Genomic DNA, 19,397 nt, shown 5'->3' with positions numbered 1-19,397 from the left:
GGTGTCGCCCCCGGTAGGGTGTGTTGCGGCATCGATAAATCATGGGTTTTCACGACAAATATTGACCTAGCCGCAACGCACCACACCCACCAACAAATCCCATCAATCAATATGTGAATTTAACCCAAAATTGAATTCGGCGTTCTGTGGATGGTGTCGCCCCCGGTAGGGTGTGTTGCGGCATCGATAAATTATGGGTTTTCACGATAAATGTTGACCGGGCCGCAACGCACCACCCCCACCGACAAATCCCATTAATCAATATTGGTTTTACACAGAAAAAATCGACCCAGAAAAACGTATCATTTCTGGGTGTTTGTGGTATTTGGATGATGTGATGATGATGTTATGAATGACCGTGATGGTGGAAATGTGGGGGTGGTGCGTTACGGCGATTTTCATTTTCTGGTGGGGCACGAAGGTTTATTGTTGCCGCAACACACCCTACCTAACTGGTGCAGCCGCTCTCCCCGTTGCGTTATGGTGCATCGGTCAAACGACCGCCTCTTACGCGTTTGGTTCCGCTGGAACTATGTAATGCTGCCCGTTGGCTGCCTGCTGGGGTTCCCACCGTGTGTCGTTTAGGTCATACTCTTCCTGCATTCCTCCTCCGTCGTGATAAAGGTAATGCACCGTGATTTGGGACTGGTCCACGCCCTGAGGAAACGCGTGGCCCGGCCATCCTGCTTGATCGATAGTTACGAATTCATGGTGAACTAGACGATCTATAATGTCTGCCTCGCCGTTGATCCCCCGAGGCACGCAGACTAGGACTATCGTCCTCTGGTGAGTGTCGCGGCTCAATATTTCCGTCCGTTGTACGTCGTTTATGATGCCCTGGTGGAACGCATGCATTCTATCTCTGTATCCGGCATCTCCTTCCGCCAGAGCGGGGGGCATGGTATAGCACTTTAGTTCCACCACCAGCGTCTGCTCTTGTGCCACTCCGTCTCCATTGGGTTCTACTGTGCTGATCACAAAGTCAGCTAACAAATTGCCTTGACCATACACCGGCTGTTCGCGCCTTGCTTGCGGGTCGTTGGGCGTTGCGCCATACGCATAGTTCAACTCGCATTGTAACCATTTTTCCCAGCCGCCGTTCGACATACCAATCAAGTTGAACCATCGTCGTCTGTTGCAGATGTGAAATACTTCTAGGATCAGGGTCGTTTGCTTCTGGTCTTCGATATCGATTTGGGTATATCCCATTTTTTTTGCCTCTCATGAGGATTTTAGTGTGGATGAAATGCACCTCTGATTTCGATTTCTCCTGAACATATCATTTCTATGATGAACAGAGCGTATAAATAATAAAGGTGAGCCTCTACTAACATTAACCACATCAGTAATATTCAACCCAACGATCGCCTTTAATCTCATGTACGATTGAATACTTATAAATAAAGGAGCGGGGAAAGGAGAAAGTAGAGAGATTTGCCCATATCTAGCAAATGCCACTTTCCCCTACGAGATATTGCGGGCGTTCAAACAGTTAGGCTTTGGCCTTTTTTCTGCTTCCCAGCATAAAACCGCCCAGTGCGATAAAACCTACTATTAGACTAGGCTCTGGGACAGAGACCATCTCCGTCGCCACGCTTTCGGTCCCTATCACTTGAGGAAGAGCTGCTGGCTCGGGACTTGACAGCTCCGCTGCCGCCACAACTGAATCGAAGACGACCGCGTTGTCGTATTCATTCAAATTGTCACCCAATACCGAGAATCCAAAGGCTCCATCGTGGAACAACGAAAACCGATCGTTTGAAACATTCACCCAAAAATCCATCCTAGATAAATCAAACAATAAGAAATCCAAATCAGTAGATCCTCCTCCTAGATCCTCTAATCCCACAAGCTCAAAGGATTGGACTTCACCAGCTTGGAAGTTAATCCATCCGTTCTCGTCAAAGTCCTCACCCACAAAGGAAAATACTACATCATTATCAGGATACAAATCATCCCAGGTAATTTCGTAGGACACAGGAGCAGCAACAGATTTGAGAGGAGAGGCGATCGCCATTGTCATTCCCAAAGCCAAAGCAGCACACAATTTTTGAGCATTCCTAACCAACATTATTTCTGACCTCATCAACAATTTTGAACAATTCAACAAAAAGTAGGATTGACTCGATCGCTCCTTCTATTAATAAGACAGTTTTGGGTGGCAGTTTGTGAACTTTTCTGCCTCAAAATAGAGAAAATTTCTTTCTTAAGGAGAACGACAGGGCCATTTTCCCGATAACAGGGCGATTTTTTCCATAGGTAAGCTGCTGGGAACCGGAACCCAAGGCCCCCAGGAAGGCAGAGAAAGAAGCTGGGTTTTACTAAATACCGATCGCCCCTTACCGATTAACCTTTTTTTCCCGCGTCCAATCTGGCCTGACGCAAAATAGCAGCAGACCCATCTCCCGGGCAATTCAAATTGATATCTATTCTTAATCCGAAGCGATAACCTTGCATTGGCAAAGATAGCCCCGACTGCCTGGGGTCGAGGAACCAAGGCCAACCTACTCCACTGCAATTTAGATTTGAGCCAGGGTTCGGGACTTACGCATAAGGAACCAAGTTTGGGCCTTTGAGATTGCTCTCTCCTCGGCAACGACAGAAATGGCCGTTGGAGTTCTTCTTTTGGCCTCAGTTCTGCTGGATTAACCCTTGTTGGGTTCCGTTTCGCTTCATCCAACCTACTAGAGACCGGTTCCGCCACCGACAACTCATCCGCACTCGTCCCTTCCACATCCGCTGCCAACGAAGAACTAGAGTCCTCTGCCACTCCGTCATACTCGTTCCATCGCTCTTGCAAAATGGCCCTGGCATTAGAAACCCGCTTGCGGGCCGTACCCTGAGAAATGGCCAACCGTTCCGCTATCTCCTTGTAAGACAGTTCCTCCTTCCAGTAGAGAAAAAAAGTCTCCCGCAACTTGGGAGACAAATTATTGACCTCTCCCTCAAAAAATAATTCAAGCTCTTGCCGCTACGCGGCAAGAGCTTGCCCTTCCTCTTGGCTAACCCATAGCTCTTCCTTAGCTTCACAGGAAAATAGGCGATCGCGCTTTTTAAGCAGGTTCGTGCAAAGATTATTCACCAATCTGACCAACCACGCCTTCACATTATCAATAGGTTTGCTGCTGGTTCGCCAAGCCTCCCTAGCCCTAAGCATAGCCATACTCAGAGCATCTTCCGCCTCCGTTTGGTTCCCTTCCATCCGTCGGAGACAGCAACCGTAGAGATAATCTCGATACTCTTGCCACTCCCGCCAAAACACCGAATCAATACCTATAGTTCTTTTGTGCCTATCTAGCATCTTTGTAACTACGTCTCCTTTCGGATAGCAAAAATTAAGCTAGGCACCCTGGTTTTCTCAATTCCCTGTTTGCAATCTTGTTACCCCTATTCTGGGTTCCAGGTTTGCTGTCATCAAGAACCCAAGTCACTGTCAAATTTAAAATTTCGTGTTAATAGCTCTCGTCCGTTGCAACTCGTACTGGACCGACACACTTTAAACGGTGGGTTGCTTAAGTTTCAGCCGCCTAACCCACCCTACACGAAAGCTACGACCTCTGCACGATCGGCAAACTGCCAAGCTTAACTCGGTTTGACAGGAAGTTATAGCGATCGCGTTTTCGATGCTTTCCGGGCGATCGTCAAACGGGCTTGGCTGTGGCGGTGAAGGGGTAGGGGCGATCGTTGCCAGCCTCTCCTTGCAGTAGGTCATTATCTTTCCCACCCCAGAGGATATCGTCTCCGGCATCGCCGATGAGGGTGTCTCGCCCTCTGTTGCCAAACAACAAATCACTCTCCACATCGGCAGTAGAAGTGGGGTCTAAGGTTCCGCCCCGGATGAAGTCGTCGCCGAAGTCACCCCAGATGATGTCTGTGCCTAAGTCGCCGTAAAGATGGTCGCCATCTTTGCCACCCTAAATGGTGTCATTGTCCCGTCCGCCAAATATCGTGTCGCGTCCGGTGTTGCCTGCCAGAACATCGCCACCTTGATTGCCAAAGATGAGATCGTTCGCGTCCAATCCAGTGACGATATCGTTGCCTGCCAAAGCTTGGATCGTGTCAGCGTTCGGGGTTCCAGTCAGGCGATCGTTGCCAAACGTACCGAGGATGGCCATAGTTTTGTTGAATTGTTGAATTTCAGGTTGTAATAATAAGAATTGCTGCTATGAAGAGTAGAAAAACGCAACCTGTACCGAGTTTTCCGAGTCCTATTCAATTGAATTTAATAGAAATCCACAAAAATTACTCAGTAAAAAAAATACAATCTTTGTATAGAAGAGCAACTAAGGGTGAATTGCACAACCCATTTAGCCCGCATTCCCCATGACAATTGGTTGTATATCGCCAACCAGACTCTTGCCTAGCGTCAAGCGCTCTATCCCCCTAAAGAGCCGCTTTCTGGTGGCGCACGAAGGTTTATTGTTGCCGCAGGACACCCTACCTGTTCTACAATCTAAACGTACAATTTATCTAAGAAAAGAGTAATGACATTGCGCGAGCAGCTTTTGGACGAAATTAGGCAGCTACCCGAACAAAAGGTGGCGGATGTTTTACATTGGGTGCGTCAACTTCGGGAGCAAGAGCGATTTGATTGGGATGCGTGGTGGATGAGCTTTGGGGCTATTTCAGATGATTTTATGAGCGATCGCAATCAACCCAGCCTACCGCAGCATGATGATTGGTGTGAGTAAGACGCGTTAAGGACTTATTCGACTACCAAAATTTGTATTTACATCATGAAACAACGCCCGGCATCAATTTTGCAATGCTTTCGTGTAATGAATCAAAACGATACCGCAACGCAGCATATCTCTAAAAAAAAATTGATAGAATCGCCGAAAAATAGGAGCAAACCGTCAATGATTGCCAGCAGCGACAAGCTTTTTATCTCTCCCAAAGAATACCTCGAAAGCGATCGAGTACCATCAAGCATGAGCAACGAGATGGTGCGTGACGCGGATATTTCACGAACCTGACAATACAGCCAATCTGTTGACCGCGTCACACACCCTACCTAAAATGGGTTGTGGCGTTTCCCAAAATCCCGGTAGGGTGTGTTGCGGCATCGATAAATCATGGGTGTTCACAATAAATATTAACCTGGCCGCAACGCACCACCAACAAAGCCCATTGATGAAGGATGGTGTTGAAAAAAATCGAATACGGGGTTCCGTGGATGGTGCGATGATAATATCAGAAACGATCGTGATGGTGGAAATGTGGGGGGCGTTGGGAGACGTGCGCTTGCACTTGGAGGAGGCGATGGATCGGAACCAAAGCGATCTCGATCGCCTCCTGGGAAATGCCTGCGATCGCTTGCTATTGTAGGAAATGGGGGGTAAATTGGCCAATTCTCGAAATATAGCAATTTTTTAGGCAATCACTCGTCGTGCGAGTAAATACTGGGGATAAATAAATAGAACAGTCAATTAGTTATTGATTTTCCTGCAACAATCATGAGCAACGACAAGTTCTTTGATAAATCTAGAGAGCAGTCTTTAGTTAAATCTGAAATTGTTTATAAATACTTTTGGTCTTGGGCAAAAATCATGATGCCTCGGGCAAAAAAACGATTTAATCAAATTGCTTATATCGATTTACTTTCTGGTCCAGGTCGCTATAATGATGGGGTTGCATCCACACCATTATTAATTTTAGAAAAAGCGATCGCCGATCCCGATATGCGAGCAGTGCTCGTTACTGTGTTCAATGATATAAATCCAGAACACACTCATTCTCTTCAGGAAGAAATAAATTCTCTACAAAATATTCATCAATTAAAACATCAACCAATTGTTTTAAATGAAGAGGTTTGTGAAAATATTATCCAATGTATAGATCGGTTACCATCTATTCCAAAATTGTTTTTTATCGATCCTTGGGGTTATAAAGCATTATCACTTAAACTCATCAGTTCTGCTATCTCCGGTTGGGGTTGCGATTGCATCTTTTTCTTTAACTACAACCGCATTAACGCTGCATTAAGTAATTCACTGACTACTAAACGGATGAACAAGATTTTTGGTCAAGATCGAGCGGATCGACTTAGAAAAGAACTGATCGGACTGAATCCAAAAGAAAGGGAGTCAATTATTGTCAAAAATATTGGTGATGCTTTGAAAGAAGAAAGAGGATCTTTCATTCAAAATTTTTGTTTTCAAAAAAATCAAAGCAATCAAACTAGCCATTATTTAATTTTTGTATCAAAAAATAAAACTGCTTGTAAAATAATGAAAGATATTATGGCTAAAAAAAGCTCAATTTTGCTTCAAAATGTACCTTCATTTAAGCATAGTTCAGATCCTGTTCAGCTTTCGCTATTTGATTTAAATGGAATTGATAAGCTAAAAAATATGTTGTTGGATGATTTTGCAGGCAAAACGATGACTGCACTTGAAGTTTATGAACAGCATCATCTTGAAAAACAATATATTTTTAGCAATTATCAGCAGGCTCTTAAAGAACTAGAGACAGAACACAGAATTATTGTAGATCCACCCGCTAGTCAACGTCCTAAATACAAGGGTAAAGTTACATTTGCAGAATCGACAAAAGTTACCTTTCCACTAGAATAGTAGTATTTTTACGTGATTTTCTACTAATTGTATGAGAATGATTCTCCCAATACCGACAATGTTCGATCCATTCTGTTGGCATTTCATCCCAAATGCGATCGCGCAATAGCCGACCCCCGGCTTTTGGTGTTCTTCCGCCCCACTGTTTGAAAAAGAAAGGGACATCGGCTTGCTGACATCGATCGCAAATATTTTCTACCCATTCTAATTGCATGGGACGGTGTTTATTGCCAGATTCACCTCCGACAATGACCCAGTGAATATCGGTTAAATTGAGATCTAAATTTCCTAAAAGGGGTTCGCAAGAAAGAAACCGAACAGTTGCCGGAACTTGTCGTAAGTTATCAACTCGTCGGACGTAATTTTGATTTTCTACAGAAACTCCGATCCAAATATTTTTGTGCCATGTTAACTGAGAAGACAACTCTAATAAGCGATCGTCTCTTTTGGTCAGGATTTGATAGATATGCCACGGGGTTTGTGCAATTACATTGAAAACATTTTTAATAAAACTCAAGGGAACATCTTCATGAAATAGATCGCTCATAGAGTTAACAAAAACTCGACTGGGTTTACGCCATTTTAGGGGTTCTTGCAAGCGATCGGGGTGTAAGGTTAAATCAAATCCATTCGGGAAATTAGTGTGAAATCGTTTAGTTAATGCTTCTGCATAACAATGGGTGCAACCCGGACTAATTTTACTACAGCCCGTGGTCGGGTTCCACGTCCGATCGGTCCATTCTATCCCTGTATTGAGACTAGACATATTCGTTCCAATGATTCCTATCTAAAAAAGACGACTTTTAAGCGATCGCGAAGAATTAACAAAAAGTAAAAGTGGTAAAACTTGCAATTAATTTTCTCAAAAATGCTAGCATTTTTTGACTAAAAAATCAAGAATAAATAACTATTATTGAAGCAACTATTTTCTGGGGAGGCGATCGCGCCGTGTCCGGAGGAGAATCGTGCGATCGCGGTGTTTGCAACAATATCAGCTAAAAGTAAACGTAAATCAAAATATCACTGTTTGTGCGAAGATTTCAAAATTAAGCAGGTGTACCTTATCGCCATCAGAAGTTCTATAAAATGGCTAAATCACACGATCCCCCAAAACCGCCCAGTTGCCCTCAACACCAATTCCCTCCCACTTCAGCCAGAAACGAGATCGCGCGGATCCCGAATACGGAACCCTCCGTGCCGATAAAATAAACTGAGCATTGTACAGAGGGTTCAGATCATGAAAGTCAAAGCTGCAGTCGCCCACGCGCCACAACAACGATTGACCATCGAACAAGTCGATTTAGAAGGGCCCAAAGCGGGCGAAGTTCTCGTCGAAATTAAAGCGACTAGCGTTTGTCATACCGATGCTTATACCCTTTCCGGGGCTGACCCCGAAGGGCTGTTTCCGGCGATTTTAGGCCACGAAGGCGCCGGAATTGTGGCAGAAGTCGGCCCGGAAGTCAAAAGCCTCAAACCGGGCGATCGCGTCATCCCCCTTTACGTCCCCGAATGTCGCCACTGTAAATTCTGCCTGTCGGGCAAAACGAACCTCTGTCAGGCGATTCGTAAAACCCAAGGTCAAGGAATGATGCCCGACGGAACCAGCCGTTTTTCCGTCGGCGGAACCCGCCTCTACCACTACATGGGTACCTCTACCTTTTCCAATTACACCGTCGTTCCCGAAATTGCCCTCGCCAAAATCCGCGAAGACGCGCCCTTAGATAAAGTTTGCCTGATCGGATGCGGCGTCACCACCGGAATCGGCGCCGTGATTAACACCGCCAAAGTCAGAGTAGGAGATAACGTCGTCGTTTTCGGTTTGGGGGCCGTCGGCTTAAACGTGATTCAAGGGGCCAGGCTTTCCGGCGCCAATATGATTGTCGGGGTGGATATCAATCCCGGCAAAAAGGCGATCGCCGAAAAACTGGGGATGACTCACTTTGTCAACCCCAAAGAAGTCGAAGGCGACCTCGTCCCCTATCTCGTCGATCTCACTGACGGCGGCGCCGATTATGCATTCGAGTGTATCGGCAACGTCAACGTCATGCGCCAAGCCCTCGAATGCTGTCATAAAGGCTGGGGAACTTGCGTGATTGTCGGCGTCGCCGGGGCGGGGGAAGAAATCTCGACTCGACCCTTTCAATTGGTCACCGGACGGACTTGGAAAGGAACCGCATTCGGCGGAGTCAAAGGTCGCACGGATCTCCCTAAAATTGTCGATTGGTACATGGACGGTAAAATCGTCCTCGACGACTTTATCACCCAAGTCATGCCGATTGAAGAAATTAATACGGCGTTTGAATTAATGGAAGAAGGGAAAGCCATTCGCAGCGTCTTAACTTTTTAAATCGAGTGAAGTTCTCGATCGCCCATCAATTTACTTGCCCGTCGAACACTGAAGCTCAACCCTATTTCCAATGCTCGAACTTGTCAGCGAATCTATCTGCTTTGGCGGTAAAGTTAGTTTTTATCGCCATAGTTCAAAAACCTGTAACGGCGAGATGAAATTTGCGGTTTACGAACCGCCCCAGGCGCAAAAACATCCCGTTCCGATCCTCTATTTCCTGTCCGGATTGACCTGTAGCGAAGAAAACTTTACCGTCAAGGCGGGGGCTCAGCGCGTGGCGGCGGAATGTGGCATCATGTTGGTAGTTCCCGATACCAGTCCGCGCCATACGGGAATTCCCGGAGAAGAGCACGACTGGGACTTCGGAAGCGGCGCCGGGTTTTACGTCGATGCGACGGTGGACCCGTGGAAGCAGCGCTATCAAATGTATTCTTACGTGGTGGACGAATTACCCGGTCTGATCGCTGCCAACTTCGCGGTCAATCCGGAGAAACAAGGGATTTTCGGTCATTCGATGGGGGGACACGGGGCCCTGGTGTGCGCCTTGAGAAATGGCGATCGCTACGCCTCCGTGTCCGCTTTTGCACCGATTTGCGCCCCTACGAGCTGTTCTTGGGGGGAAAAGGCTTTTCGAGGGTATTTGGGGGAAAACCGGGGCTTGTGGCGCGCTTACGATGCGACTGAGCTGGTTTTGGAGAATCGGCACGATCGCCCGATCTTGATCGATCAAGGGTTGGCCGATCCCTTTTTAGCCCAAGGACAACTGCAACCGGAGAAATTCCGGGAGGCTTGCGATCGTGTCGGTCAGCCGCTAACCTTACGAATGCACCCCGGTTACGACCATAGCTATTACTTCATCGCTACCTTTATCGAAGAACACGTCAAATTTCACGCTGAAGTGTTGTACTAAATCGTGCGGTACAATGCCAAAAATAGGATTGCGCGGAGAACACTTGCAATGAATTCTAATGAATCCAACAAATTATCGACCGAAAAAAACCTAGAGGCGATGAAACAATTCGCCCAACAATATGCCAAACGAACCGGGACTTATTTTTGTGCGGACCTCTCCGTCACGGCGGTCGTGATCGAAGGCTTGGCGAAGCATAAAGATGATTTAGGTGCGCCCTTATGTCCCTGTCGCCATTACGAAGATAAAGAAGCGGAAGTCAAGGCGACTTACTGGAATTGTCCGTGCATTCCCATGCGCGAACGTAAGGAATGCCACTGCATGTTATTCCTGACGGAAGATAACGATTTCGCCGGGGAAGCGCAAGAAATTCCGATGGAAGAACTCGAAGCGGTTCGTAACAGTATGTAGGGCGATGAGTGAAGCCATTCCCGAGCAGTTTTGGCAGGGAGTAGAACAATTTAATCAACGAGAGTTCTACGCCTGCCACGATACTTTAGAGGCGATCTGGATGGAAGCGCCGGAAGTAGATAAAAAGTTTTATCAAGGCATCCTCCAGATTGCCGTATCGTTTTATCACTTAAGTAACCATAATTGGCGAGGGGCGGCAATTTTGTTGGGGGAAGGGGTGAGTCGCCTCAGTGGTTATCAGCCGAGTTACTATGAGGTGAATGTCGAACAGTTGCGGCTGGAAAGTATCGCAATTTTGCAATATTTACAAACAAGGGGACCGGAGAAGGTAGCGGAAGTGGCCGATCGCCTCTTCAGCAATCGCCCGTCGCCTTCAGAACCACTGGATCCGGGGCGATCGCCCGTTCCCCCCTTACCGAAAATTGTCAAAATTGAAAAAACCAATTAAAAAGGTCGATGGTTTGGCGGTGGTTGTACTGGCCAAACCATTTTAGTTTTAGCTCAGTTTTTAGAGAAATGGTAGAGAAATTTCAGATCGACTCAACGGGAGGAGATCGCCATTTCTTTTTCTTTCGCGTCTTGTGCTTCCCGATAGCGATCGCGCCGTTCGGCTTCTTGTTCGCCGTAGAAAAACGTCAGTAAGGCAAAGCGTTTTCCGGCGGTAACGTCAGTGGCTTCATGGAGTAAACTGCACGAAAAAATCACAGCAGATCCGGTCTCGGGACGATATAAATGGGGACCGAATTCGGGAAACCGCAGATATCCGCCTTCGTATTCGCCCACATTGAGATTGAGAGTCATCGCAAAACAACGATGGGCCGTTCCGGAGGTGGTATTGTCGCGATGGGGGCGGAAATAACCGCCGCGACTGGCATCGTAGCAAACAATGCGAAAATCTTCGATGCGGGTGGCATTAAAACGATAGGCTTTCCAAATTTCGGGAGTGACGCGACGACCTAATAATTCTTTGATTTTTTCTTTAGTTTTTCCCGGGTCGAGAAAATGGTCGCGCCGAATTTTGTGGGAGTAGTCCATTAAAGCAACAGTTTGACCGTCTACTTCGCGCATAAAGCCGGATTCGCCGTTACCTTGTTCGTGCCAAATTTGAATCAAGTGACGGCAAAAATCCGGTTCAAAAACTTGAGGAATTAATAAAACCGGGGCTTGGTGGAGAATATGGCGGGGGGAACCGCGATCGAGCAAGTCGTGTAACTCCGCTAAGAGTTGATAGGGATAGAGGAGAGGGTCGATTTGGCGATCGATTTTAATAATTCTAAAGTTAGTATCGGTGAGAAAAATAGCGGGGGTGGCAGTCCAATAGAATTGACCTTCGATCTCGGCTTTTTCGATGAGATTGTAGGCTTTATAGGTGGATAAAGTCGGGTCGCAGAGTAAGGGAAAAGATAAGCCGCTAGATTCGGCGAGGTGACGGTGAGATTCGACAGTATCGATGCCGATACCGACGATCGCGACGCCGAAGCGTTGGTATTGAGTGAGGGTTTTTTGAAATTGGGCGAGTAAAATACGAGAATTGCGCGTATTATCTTTACCGTAGAAATAAATTAGCATCGGTTTGCCCGCAAAATCCCCGGGGTCGATCGTTTCTCCGTTTTGAGAGAGTAAGGAAAAACCGGGAATGCGATCGCCGACGGATAACGGAACTCTGGTAAAACTCATGAAATTTAACTTTTGAGGGATTCGGGGAGCTATTTTTGAGGGGTTCGGGGAGCTATAAGTCCCGCGCTGTATACGAAGCATCAGCGTCGGGATCCATGGACTCCCCGAGCTGGTGTCATCCCCACCCTACGGGAAGGGCCAAGCCCTACGATGGGGATGAGACCAGCATTTACAGGCAGCGATAGCCTTTGGTAAACTCCGGCTATGCTGACCATGAACTACACTTACCGAATCGATCCAGACGCCACCCAAGAGGCTGAACTGCGATCGTGGCTTGAGACCTGCAGAGGCGTATATAACTACGCTTTGCGCGAACTCAAAGACTGGATTGCTTCTCGTAAGTGTTCGGTAGACCGATGCTCGCTGGAAAAGGAATACATCATTCCCGCCGATGAGCCATTCCCGTCTTACCATCGTCAGCAGAACAACCTGCCCAAAGCGAAGAAGCAATGCCCGCATCTGGGTAAGGTGCATTCTCAGGTGTTGCAGACCACAATTCGCAGACTGCACGATACCTGGGAAGCCTTTCAGAAACGGGGACATGGATTCCCGCGTTTCAAAAAGTTCGGTCAATTCAAATCCTTTGTGTTTCCCCAGTTCAAGAACAATCCCATCAATGGCTTCACAATCAAGTTGCCAAAAATTGGGGAAGTACCCATCAACCTGCATCGCCCCATCCCTGACGGGTTCAAGGTGAAACAGGTAAGGGTATTGTCCAGAGTACGAGGAACACAATGGTATGTCGTCGTCACCATTGAATCGGATATATCGGTTCCCGATGCTCCAGTTCACGGTCGGGCGATTGGGATTGACCTGGGATTGGAGCGATTCTTGACCGCTTCCGATCGCTCTTTCCAAGAGCGCCCTAAGTTTTTCAAGTCGATGCAACGCAAGCTGAAATTGCTGCAACGCAGAGCGGCACGAAAACAAAAGGGTTCTCAAAACTGGGAGAAAGCACAAATCGAAGTGGCTAGAATGCACCATCAGATTGCGAACCGTCGCAGAGATTTCCATCTGAAAACGGCTCATCGGCTTTGCGATCGGGCGCCAACCATCTTTGCAGAAGACCTCAACGTCAAAGGCTTGACCCGAGGGATGTTGCGAACAGATTGTGTAGATGCTGCCTTCGGACAATTCCTGTCTCTGACGGAATGGGTTTGCTGGAAACGGGGGGTCTACTTTGCTAAAGTCAACCCCAACGGCACCAGTCAAGTCTGTCCATCCTGCTTTGCTACGGTCAGCAAGGGGTTGGAAGTCAGAGAGCATCATTGTCCTGAGTGTGGGGATCGAACGCATCGTGACTGTGCCGCAGCAGAGATGGTTTGGCATCGTGGACTAGAAAACGTAGTATCCCAGGGACTCTGGGGAACGGAAACCGCCTGTCAAGTCGGTCTGTCGGGGGTCTATGACCTAGATAAGTGGCGTGGGGCAGGAATACCCAATCGCGAGGTTGGGAAGCCCGCGCTGTAATCTTTGATTCAGCGTCGGGAGGATGTCACTCAGAGAAAGTCATAGGGGATAGAGAAGGCGATCGCGCTGAGTGGCGATCGCGCCAGGTCGGCAACCCCACACCTCAAGCATAGGAACTAGAATTCAAGGAGTGAGAAAAGCGATCTCGCTTTCACCTCGCAATGGTGAACGACGCAAAAGCGAGATCGCGGGCGGATTAAAAAAGATGAAAGCTTTTGTGGCAAAAGAGTGACCAGACTGCTATAGCTTTCAACTTCCACGAGATACGCCCAACCCAGGCTGATATCAAAGGGGTTTAGTTTGATATCGACATGGGGGTTGCCATTGACGAGTGTGGACGAGAAAAGTGACAGAAAAATGACAGATGGCGCTGGATGGCGCTGGGACTAAAATCAATGGATTTTGGCGGGGGAAGCGGCACAAATCGGCAATTCGAGGGTGAAGGTAGTCCCGCGATCGCCCGCAGACGCGGCGCCGATCGTACCGCCGTGAACTTCGACAATTTGGGCGACAATCGACAGTCCCAAGCCAAAACTGCCGTGTTGGGGACGACGGACGCGATCGACCCGGTAGAAGCGATCGAAAATCTGGGGTAAATCTTCGGTGGGAATGCCGATCCCGTTGTCTTCGACCGCGATCGCCGCGTGACGCAGTTTCGAGGAAAGCCGAATCGAGATCGGCGTATCCGGCGGGCTGTACTGACAGGCATTATCGAGGAGGTTAAATAGCGCCTGTCGGAGTAGGTCTTCTTCGGCGCGGACGAAGAGGGGGCGATCGCCCGTTTTTAAATGAATGGGGTGAGATTGGGCGATCGCCCGTTCCTGAAATTGCGAAACCACCTGGGTTAACCACTCCCGTAAATCGATCGCGGGCAACTTTTGAAGATTTAACCGTCCGCTATAGCGGGATAAAAACAACAGTTGACCGACTAACTCACTCATCCCTTTCGCCAAATTGACGATTTTTTCCAAGCGCATTTGCTGTTGCGATCCGTCGCCGACGGGCAGCATCAAACCGACTTGGGCGTTATTGAGAATCGCCGCCAACGGGGCGCGCAGTTCGTGAGAAGCATCCGCACTAAACCGCCCGAGTCGATCGTAAGCTTCCCGGATCGGTTGCATCGCCAAACCGCCCAACACCCAACCTGTCAAGCCGATCGCCCCCAACGCCAGGGGAACGCCAAACGTTAAAAACCATCCCAATTGTCGGCTGAATTCCCGAACGGAAGCGAGGGAAATCGCCACTTGTAAATAACCGATGAGTTGACCTTGTTGATAGACCGGAAAAGTCACTTCACGCAACCACGGATCGGCGCGATCGACGGGTCGAACGGTGCGAAATCCAGCGACAGCTTCTAAGTGGGATGGGGGATGAACGCCGACAAACTGGACTAATTTTTTGTGGCGATCGTACCAACGGGCATAAACGATATTGTGGTTGAAGCGCAGGGCATTAGTTCCGAGAACGGGGACTTGTTGTAAGTTGAGCTGCCACGCGCCGCGATGGTAGCGATATTCGACGCTAGACGCCATCACGCGCACGCGGTCGGCTAAGGCGAGATCGAAACTATAGAGGCGATCGCGGAGTTCTAAAACGTAGAGAACCGTACAAAAAATCGTCAGAATACTGCCCATCGACAGGGTAAACCAGCGTGCCAAATTGCGACGGGAACGGTTAAACATGGGGTTGTTTGTTCCTCATGATTTAGGGCGCAGGCGGTAACCGATACCGTAGACCGTTTCGATCCAGTCATGGGCGGCGATCGCCTCCAAACGGCGACGCAGCCGTCTGACTAAGGTGGAAACTGCATTGCTTTCCGGTTCGCTTCCCCAACTCCACAACGACAGTTCGATCTGTTCTCGGGTGAGGATTTGTTGGGGATGGCGTAGAAAATATTCGAGCAGTTGGAATTCCCGAACGGAGAGTTCGACACGGCGATCGCCGCGCGCGACGGTAAGGGTATTTAAGTGCAGGTGCAGATCCGCCAGAGAAAGACTATCTCCCTGCCACAGGGGCGATCGACGACCCAAAGCGCGCACTCGGGCGAGCAATTCCACCAAGTCCACGGGTTTGACCAGGTAATCGTCCGCACCGGAATCTAACCCGATCACTTTATCGGCGGTCGTATCTTTCGCCGTCAAAATCAATACAGGCGAGGTTTTACCCAGCGATCGATAGTGCTGGCAGAGACAGACTCCGCTCATTTTCGGCAGCATCCAGTCTAGAATTAACAGGTCGTAGTCTTTTTCCCCAATCAACCACCCGGCAGTTTCGCCATCGCCGATCGCATCGACGATATGTCCGGCTTGAGACAAGGCGGTTTGGATCGGTTCTAATTGTTCCGGGTCATCTTCGACGAGTAATAGTCTCATAACAGGGGGGAGTGGGGTTCAAACAAGCGCACCGATCGGAGGTGAGAGATTGGCAAAGTTGGATCTAAAGTCTTTGTCGTCCTGGGGCTGGGAATTTTTGCTGCCCCTACCTTTACTCGGACTGGCATTTTGGGTGGGGACGGGTTGGGCGAGCGATCGCCTGTTGAGCAACGATTATCCGACCACGGAGGAAGTGCAAGCCGATACGGAAGAAGTCGTTCGCGTGTCGATGCAGGTGACCGTTATTAATATTGAAGCGGAAATCCATCAAAGCGAAAATTTTACCGAAGTTCAGGTCAATACGGCCAACTCCGCATTAACTGAATTGCGATTTGAGTTTCCCGTGACCGAATATCGGGCGATCGAAACCGCGATCGCCCAAGAATTAGGGTTATCCATTGAAGCCGTTCGATCCTTAGTCCGCTATCGAATTGATACCTGATCTCGAATCGCGTTCAAATTCCATTCGAGATCGCCTCCCCGGCGGTCTGAGGAGCGATCTCGACCAGATCCGCACTTTGGGGGTGACCGTTCAACCCGATCTAGAGTCGGTTGACGACCCATCGCTTCGGCAAAATTTGCTAAGATCGGGCGCTAGCTTGCTGGCGGGGAAACTTCCCCCGGCGATCGCCCGTCTCGAACGAGTAAGCAAATTCACTTTAGATCTGCCATCGAACCCGTTTGAAAATCCCAAACCAAATTGCGGCTTGCAGACTAGAGCGATCGTCAACCCGTAAGCATCGGACAACATCAGTGACAGCAATCAGGTAACCCCTCGATCTATGTTGTGAATCTAAACTCTAAACTCTAAAAAAAATCTAAACTCTAAAATCCAAAACTCTCCCCCCTCCTCTGCCTCCATCCGGATCGACAGGGCAGAGGATTGGGTAAACTACCAAGAGTTCCTCCTTTTTTCTGTAACTTCTCTAGTTGCCGAACTCACCAGCGATTATGATGTCACTGACTTCGTTCCGTTCCTCACCGATCGTGCGCTTGGGTTTGGGGGTAGCCGTCCCCTTCCTTCTCCTCGGCGCGATCGCCTCGCCGACCTATCCTCAAACCTCCGGCAATCCCGCCGACAGTCGGGCCTTGCGGGTGCGATCGGACATTCAAGAAGCCGACTCCAACACCGGAATCGTCACCGCGCGCGGTAACGTCCGCATCAACTACCCGGCGCGCAACATGCAAGCGACCGCCACCCAAGCGCAATACTTCAGTCGCGAACGGCGGATCGTCCTGACCGGGAATGCTTACGTCCTGCAAGACAACAACAGCATTCGCGGCGAAAAAATCACCTACCTGATCGACGAAGGACGCTTTATCGCCGTCCCCGAAGCCAATCAGCAAGTCGAATCGATTTACTTCGTCACCGATCCCGAAGCTCCCAATGCTTCGGCGGGCGCCCCTCCAGCCACTCCCTAAACCCCAACGGAGTTAGCCAAGGAGAGAGAACCCGCGCGAAATTGTGAAAATCGTACTGCAAAACGTTCATAAATCCTACGGGAAACAGGCGATCGTCAAACGCGTCAACCTGTCCGTCTCCCGTGGGGAAATCGTCGGCTTACTCGGTCCGAACGGGGCGGGAAAAACGACCACCTTTTATATTACGACCGGGTTGGAAAAGCCCTCACAAGGGGCGGTCTGGCTCGACGACATCGAGATTACGGGTTTGGCGATCGAAAAACGCGCCCGCCTCGGAATAGGCTATCTCGCCCAAGAACCGAGTATTTTTCGCCATCTGTCTGTCAGCGACAACATCCGCCTGGTCCTCGAACAGACCCAAGTTCCCCCGTGGGAATGGCAACACCGCCTCGACTATCTCCTCGAAGAATTTCGGCTGACCAAGATTGCCAAAACCAAGGGGCTTTACGTTTCCGGGGGGGAACGACGGCGCACCGAACTGGCGCGGGCTTTGGCGTCCGGCGTCGAAGGGCCGAAATTTCTCTTACTCGACGAACCGTTTGCGGGGGTCGATCCGATCGCCGTGTCCGAAATTCAGCAAATCGTCGCCCGATTGCGCGATCGTCAAATGGGAATTCTGATTACCGACCACAACGTTCGCGAAACTCTGGCGATCGTCGATCGCGCCTACATCATGCACGACGGCGAAATCCTCTCTTCGGGAACCCCTCAAGAACTCTACAGCAATCCTCTCGTGCGCCAATATTATTTAGGGGACAAATTTCAGCTATAGTAAACCACAATTCAACCCGTTATTATTCAACGCTTAATTTTAAAGCTTAAATTCCCCCCCGATTTTAAACCCGATTTTTTAAAAAACTTAGGAGAAGTCGATCCCATGTTAAAAGCGCTCCCTTTCCACTAAAATCGCACTCCTCACCCGTCTCCAATGACCTCTAGCACGTTCAAGCCTTTTAAATCTCTGAGCGGCTGGCTGCTGAGATTGTCCGTCATGGATCGTTACATCGCCAGCCAATTGATAGGGCCTTTCCTCTTCGGAGTAGGCTCTTTTTCATCCGTCGGCATCTCCATCGGCACCGTATTTGACTTGATTCGCCGGGTCGCTGAAAGAGGCTTGCCCCTCGAAATTGCCGCAGAAGTTTTCTTACTCAAACTACCCGATTTTATTGTTTTAGCCTTTCCCATGTCCGTGCTGCTGGCGACTTTAATGACCTACAGCCGTTTATCGGGAGATAGCGAAATCGTCGCCTTACGCAGTTGTGGGGTCGGCGTTTATCGTTTGGTTCTGCCTGCAGTGTTTATGAGTTTGTTAGTCACGGGCATTACCTTTACGTTTAATGAATTGGTCGTCCCGGCGGCGAACTACCGCGCCGCCACGACCTTAGAAAGAGCGCTCGGACGAGAAAAACCCCCGTTCAAACAACGCAATATCATTCATACGGAATACGATAAAGTTCGGCAAGAAAACGGCGATCGCGTTACCGTCATGAAACGGCTATTTTATGCGGAACAATTTGACGGCAAACGAATGAAAGGTTTGACTATTCTCGATCGCTCCCAAGAACCACTCAATCAAATCGTGTCCGCAGAATCCGCCACCTGGAATTTTGCCGAAAATACTTGGGATTTCTTTAACGGAACCATTTATTTAATTGCGCCGGACGGTTCTTATCGCAATATCGTGCGCTTCGAGCACCAACAATTGCAACTCCCGCGCACCCCTTTAGACCTCGCCTCGCGCAGTCGAGACTATGGCGAAATGAGCATCGCTCAAGCGAAAGAACGACTCGCAATTATTTCTCAAGGAGGGGATGAAGATGAAATTCGCGAACTCGCGGTGAGAATTCAACAAAAATATGCTTTACCCTTTGTTTGCGTCGTGTTTGCCTTGGTCGGCTCGACCTTGGGAATCAGTCCGCGACGGGCGAGTAAAGCCACCAGTTTTGGCTTGAGTATTATTATTATTTTTGGCTATTATTTACTCGCTTTTATTATGAATGCCTTCGGACAAGCGGATCTGTTATCGCCGTTGCTCGCCGGGTGGTTACCGATAGCGATTGGCTTGGGAGTCGGCACGATTTTGTTAGTGCGAGCTTCTCGATAAGAGACGATCGCCGCCATTCTCCGAGCCATGCTCGCCGAGCATGTCAGCCTCAGTTACAATAAAAATAAATTAGGCTATATTAGCCTCAGTTGAAGCGCGCCATTGTAGG

Annotated in this window: 23 protein-coding genes and 1 pseudogene; 13 read left to right on the top strand and 11 right to left on the bottom strand. The window is 48.9% G+C overall.

From position 1 onward, the window contains the following. Positions 1-507 precede the first annotated feature (507 nt). The 7 genes and pseudogenes from JJD41_RS21660 to JJD41_RS25075 all read right to left on the bottom strand — a co-directional run bounded on the left by JJD41_RS21660 (position 508) and on the right by JJD41_RS25075 (position 4,115). A complete protein-coding gene (locus tag JJD41_RS21660) occupies positions 508-1,209 on the bottom strand; it encodes a hypothetical protein (RefSeq protein ID WP_200669565.1) in 702 nt (233 codons plus the stop codon). 283 nt (positions 1,210-1,492) lie between these two features. Continuing rightward, positions 1,493-2,071 (bottom strand): PEP-CTERM sorting domain-containing protein, encoded by a 579-nt coding sequence (locus tag JJD41_RS21655; protein ID WP_200669564.1) that lies wholly within the window; start codon positions 2,069-2,071, stop codon positions 1,493-1,495. 135 nt (positions 2,072-2,206) lie between these two features. Beyond that, entirely contained in the window at positions 2,207-2,929 is a 723-nt protein-coding gene (locus tag JJD41_RS25825; RefSeq protein ID WP_200669563.1) for an RNA polymerase sigma factor, read from the bottom strand. 42 nt (positions 2,930-2,971) lie between these two features. After that, positions 2,972-3,301, bottom strand: coding sequence for an RNA polymerase sigma factor (locus JJD41_RS25820; protein ID WP_370583920.1), 330 nt, complete (start codon positions 3,299-3,301; stop codon positions 2,972-2,974). Positions 3,302-3,641: 340 nt separating this feature from the next. Then, entirely contained in the window at positions 3,642-3,785 is a 144-nt protein-coding gene (locus JJD41_RS25085) for a hypothetical protein (protein ID WP_234489052.1), read from the bottom strand. Positions 3,786-3,839: 54 nt separating this feature from the next. Then, a pseudogene (locus tag JJD41_RS25490) lies at positions 3,840-3,902 on the bottom strand (hypothetical protein); the annotation flags it as partial. A 12-nt stretch (positions 3,903-3,914) separates the two neighbouring features. Continuing rightward, a complete protein-coding gene (locus JJD41_RS25075) occupies positions 3,915-4,115 on the bottom strand; it encodes a calcium-binding protein (protein WP_234489051.1) in 201 nt (66 codons plus the stop codon). A 369-nt stretch (positions 4,116-4,484) separates the two neighbouring features. On the opposite strand from JJD41_RS25075, the gene JJD41_RS21635 reads away from it, so the two are divergent. From JJD41_RS21635 to JJD41_RS21620, 4 genes are all read left to right on the top strand, one after another. Next, on the top strand, positions 4,485-4,691 hold the full coding sequence (locus tag JJD41_RS21635; RefSeq protein ID WP_200669561.1) for an AbrB/MazE/SpoVT family DNA-binding domain-containing protein: 207 nt from the start codon (positions 4,485-4,487) through the stop codon (positions 4,689-4,691). 45 nt (positions 4,692-4,736) lie between these two features. Next, complete coding sequence (locus JJD41_RS21630) at positions 4,737-4,976, top strand: hypothetical protein (RefSeq protein ID WP_200669560.1); 240 nt, start codon at positions 4,737-4,739, stop codon at positions 4,974-4,976. A gap of 208 nt (positions 4,977-5,184) precedes the next feature. Then, complete coding sequence (locus JJD41_RS21625) at positions 5,185-5,328, top strand: hypothetical protein (protein ID WP_200669559.1); 144 nt, start codon at positions 5,185-5,187, stop codon at positions 5,326-5,328. 128 nt (positions 5,329-5,456) lie between these two features. Beyond that, entirely contained in the window at positions 5,457-6,575 is a 1,119-nt protein-coding gene (locus tag JJD41_RS21620; RefSeq protein ID WP_200669558.1) for a three-Cys-motif partner protein TcmP, read from the top strand. Here the strand turns inward: JJD41_RS21620 and JJD41_RS21615 are convergent. Then, positions 6,556-7,341, bottom strand: coding sequence for a DUF5131 family protein (locus JJD41_RS21615; protein ID WP_200669557.1), 786 nt, complete (start codon positions 7,339-7,341; stop codon positions 6,556-6,558). The genes JJD41_RS21620 and JJD41_RS21615 overlap by 20 nt on opposite strands. A 471-nt stretch (positions 7,342-7,812) precedes the next feature. Here JJD41_RS21615 and JJD41_RS21610 point away from each other — a divergent pair, with 471 nt between their 5' ends. The 4 genes from JJD41_RS21610 (at position 7,813) to JJD41_RS21595 (ending at position 10,691) form a co-directional block, all read left to right on the top strand. Continuing rightward, positions 7,813-8,922 carry an S-(hydroxymethyl)glutathione dehydrogenase/class III alcohol dehydrogenase gene (locus JJD41_RS21610; RefSeq protein WP_200669556.1) on the top strand — a complete coding sequence of 370 codons (1,110 nt, stop codon included), beginning with the start codon at positions 7,813-7,815 and terminating at the stop codon, positions 8,920-8,922. Positions 8,923-8,992: 70 nt separating this feature from the next. After that, complete coding sequence (gene fghA, locus JJD41_RS21605; RefSeq protein ID WP_200669555.1) at positions 8,993-9,832, top strand: S-formylglutathione hydrolase; 840 nt, start codon at positions 8,993-8,995, stop codon at positions 9,830-9,832. A 48-nt stretch (positions 9,833-9,880) separates the two neighbouring features. Then, positions 9,881-10,243 (top strand): ferredoxin thioredoxin reductase catalytic beta subunit, encoded by a 363-nt coding sequence (locus JJD41_RS21600; protein WP_200669554.1) that lies wholly within the window; start codon positions 9,881-9,883, stop codon positions 10,241-10,243. 4 nt (positions 10,244-10,247) lie between these two features. Next, positions 10,248-10,691, top strand: a complete 444-nt coding sequence (locus JJD41_RS21595; RefSeq protein ID WP_200669553.1) for a DUF309 domain-containing protein — start codon at positions 10,248-10,250, stop codon at positions 10,689-10,691. 92 nt (positions 10,692-10,783) lie between these two features. Here JJD41_RS21595 and JJD41_RS21590 read toward each other — a convergent pair whose 3' ends face one another. Continuing rightward, on the bottom strand, positions 10,784-11,920 hold the full coding sequence (locus tag JJD41_RS21590; RefSeq protein WP_200669552.1) for a redoxin domain-containing protein: 1,137 nt from the start codon (positions 11,918-11,920) through the stop codon (positions 10,784-10,786). 204 nt (positions 11,921-12,124) lie between these two features. Between JJD41_RS21590 and JJD41_RS21585 the strand changes: the two genes are divergently transcribed. Next, the gene (locus JJD41_RS21585; RefSeq protein ID WP_200669551.1) at positions 12,125-13,390 is read left to right on the top strand and encodes an RNA-guided endonuclease InsQ/TnpB family protein; all 1,266 of its coding nucleotides are present in this window, start codon (positions 12,125-12,127) and stop codon (positions 13,388-13,390) included. 392 nt (positions 13,391-13,782) lie between these two features. On the opposite strand, the gene JJD41_RS21580 is transcribed toward JJD41_RS21585, so the two are convergent. Beyond that, the gene (locus JJD41_RS21580; RefSeq protein ID WP_200669550.1) at positions 13,783-15,072 is read right to left on the bottom strand and encodes a sensor histidine kinase; all 1,290 of its coding nucleotides are present in this window, start codon (positions 15,070-15,072) and stop codon (positions 13,783-13,785) included. Between the two features lie 15 nt (positions 15,073-15,087). Further along, a complete protein-coding gene (rppA, locus tag JJD41_RS21575; protein WP_200669549.1) occupies positions 15,088-15,762 on the bottom strand; it encodes a two-component system response regulator RppA in 675 nt (224 codons plus the stop codon). A gap of 58 nt (positions 15,763-15,820) precedes the next feature. On the opposite strand from rppA, the gene JJD41_RS21570 reads away from it, so the two are divergent. The 4 genes from JJD41_RS21570 to JJD41_RS21555 all read left to right on the top strand — a co-directional run bounded on the left by JJD41_RS21570 (position 15,821) and on the right by JJD41_RS21555 (position 19,288). Continuing rightward, a complete protein-coding gene (locus tag JJD41_RS21570; protein ID WP_200669548.1) occupies positions 15,821-16,204 on the top strand; it encodes a hypothetical protein in 384 nt (127 codons plus the stop codon). Between the two features lie 509 nt (positions 16,205-16,713). Further along, complete coding sequence (locus JJD41_RS21565; RefSeq protein WP_200669547.1) at positions 16,714-17,184, top strand: LptA/OstA family protein; 471 nt, start codon at positions 16,714-16,716, stop codon at positions 17,182-17,184. 43 nt (positions 17,185-17,227) lie between these two features. Continuing rightward, positions 17,228-17,956, top strand: coding sequence for an LPS export ABC transporter ATP-binding protein (lptB, locus tag JJD41_RS21560; RefSeq protein ID WP_168569798.1), 729 nt, complete (start codon positions 17,228-17,230; stop codon positions 17,954-17,956). Between the two features lie 219 nt (positions 17,957-18,175). Further along, the gene (locus tag JJD41_RS21555) at positions 18,176-19,288 is read left to right on the top strand and encodes an LptF/LptG family permease (RefSeq protein WP_200670242.1); all 1,113 of its coding nucleotides are present in this window, start codon (positions 18,176-18,178) and stop codon (positions 19,286-19,288) included. Positions 19,289-19,397 lie beyond the last annotated feature (109 nt).

Origin of the sequence: Oxynema mangrovii CENA135 (assembly GCF_016632315.1) — a bacterium.
GTDB classification, from domain to species: Bacteria; Cyanobacteriota; Cyanobacteriia; order Cyanobacteriales; family Laspinemataceae; genus Oxynema; species Oxynema aestuarii.
This window is presented reverse-complemented; position numbering and strand designations above follow the sequence as displayed.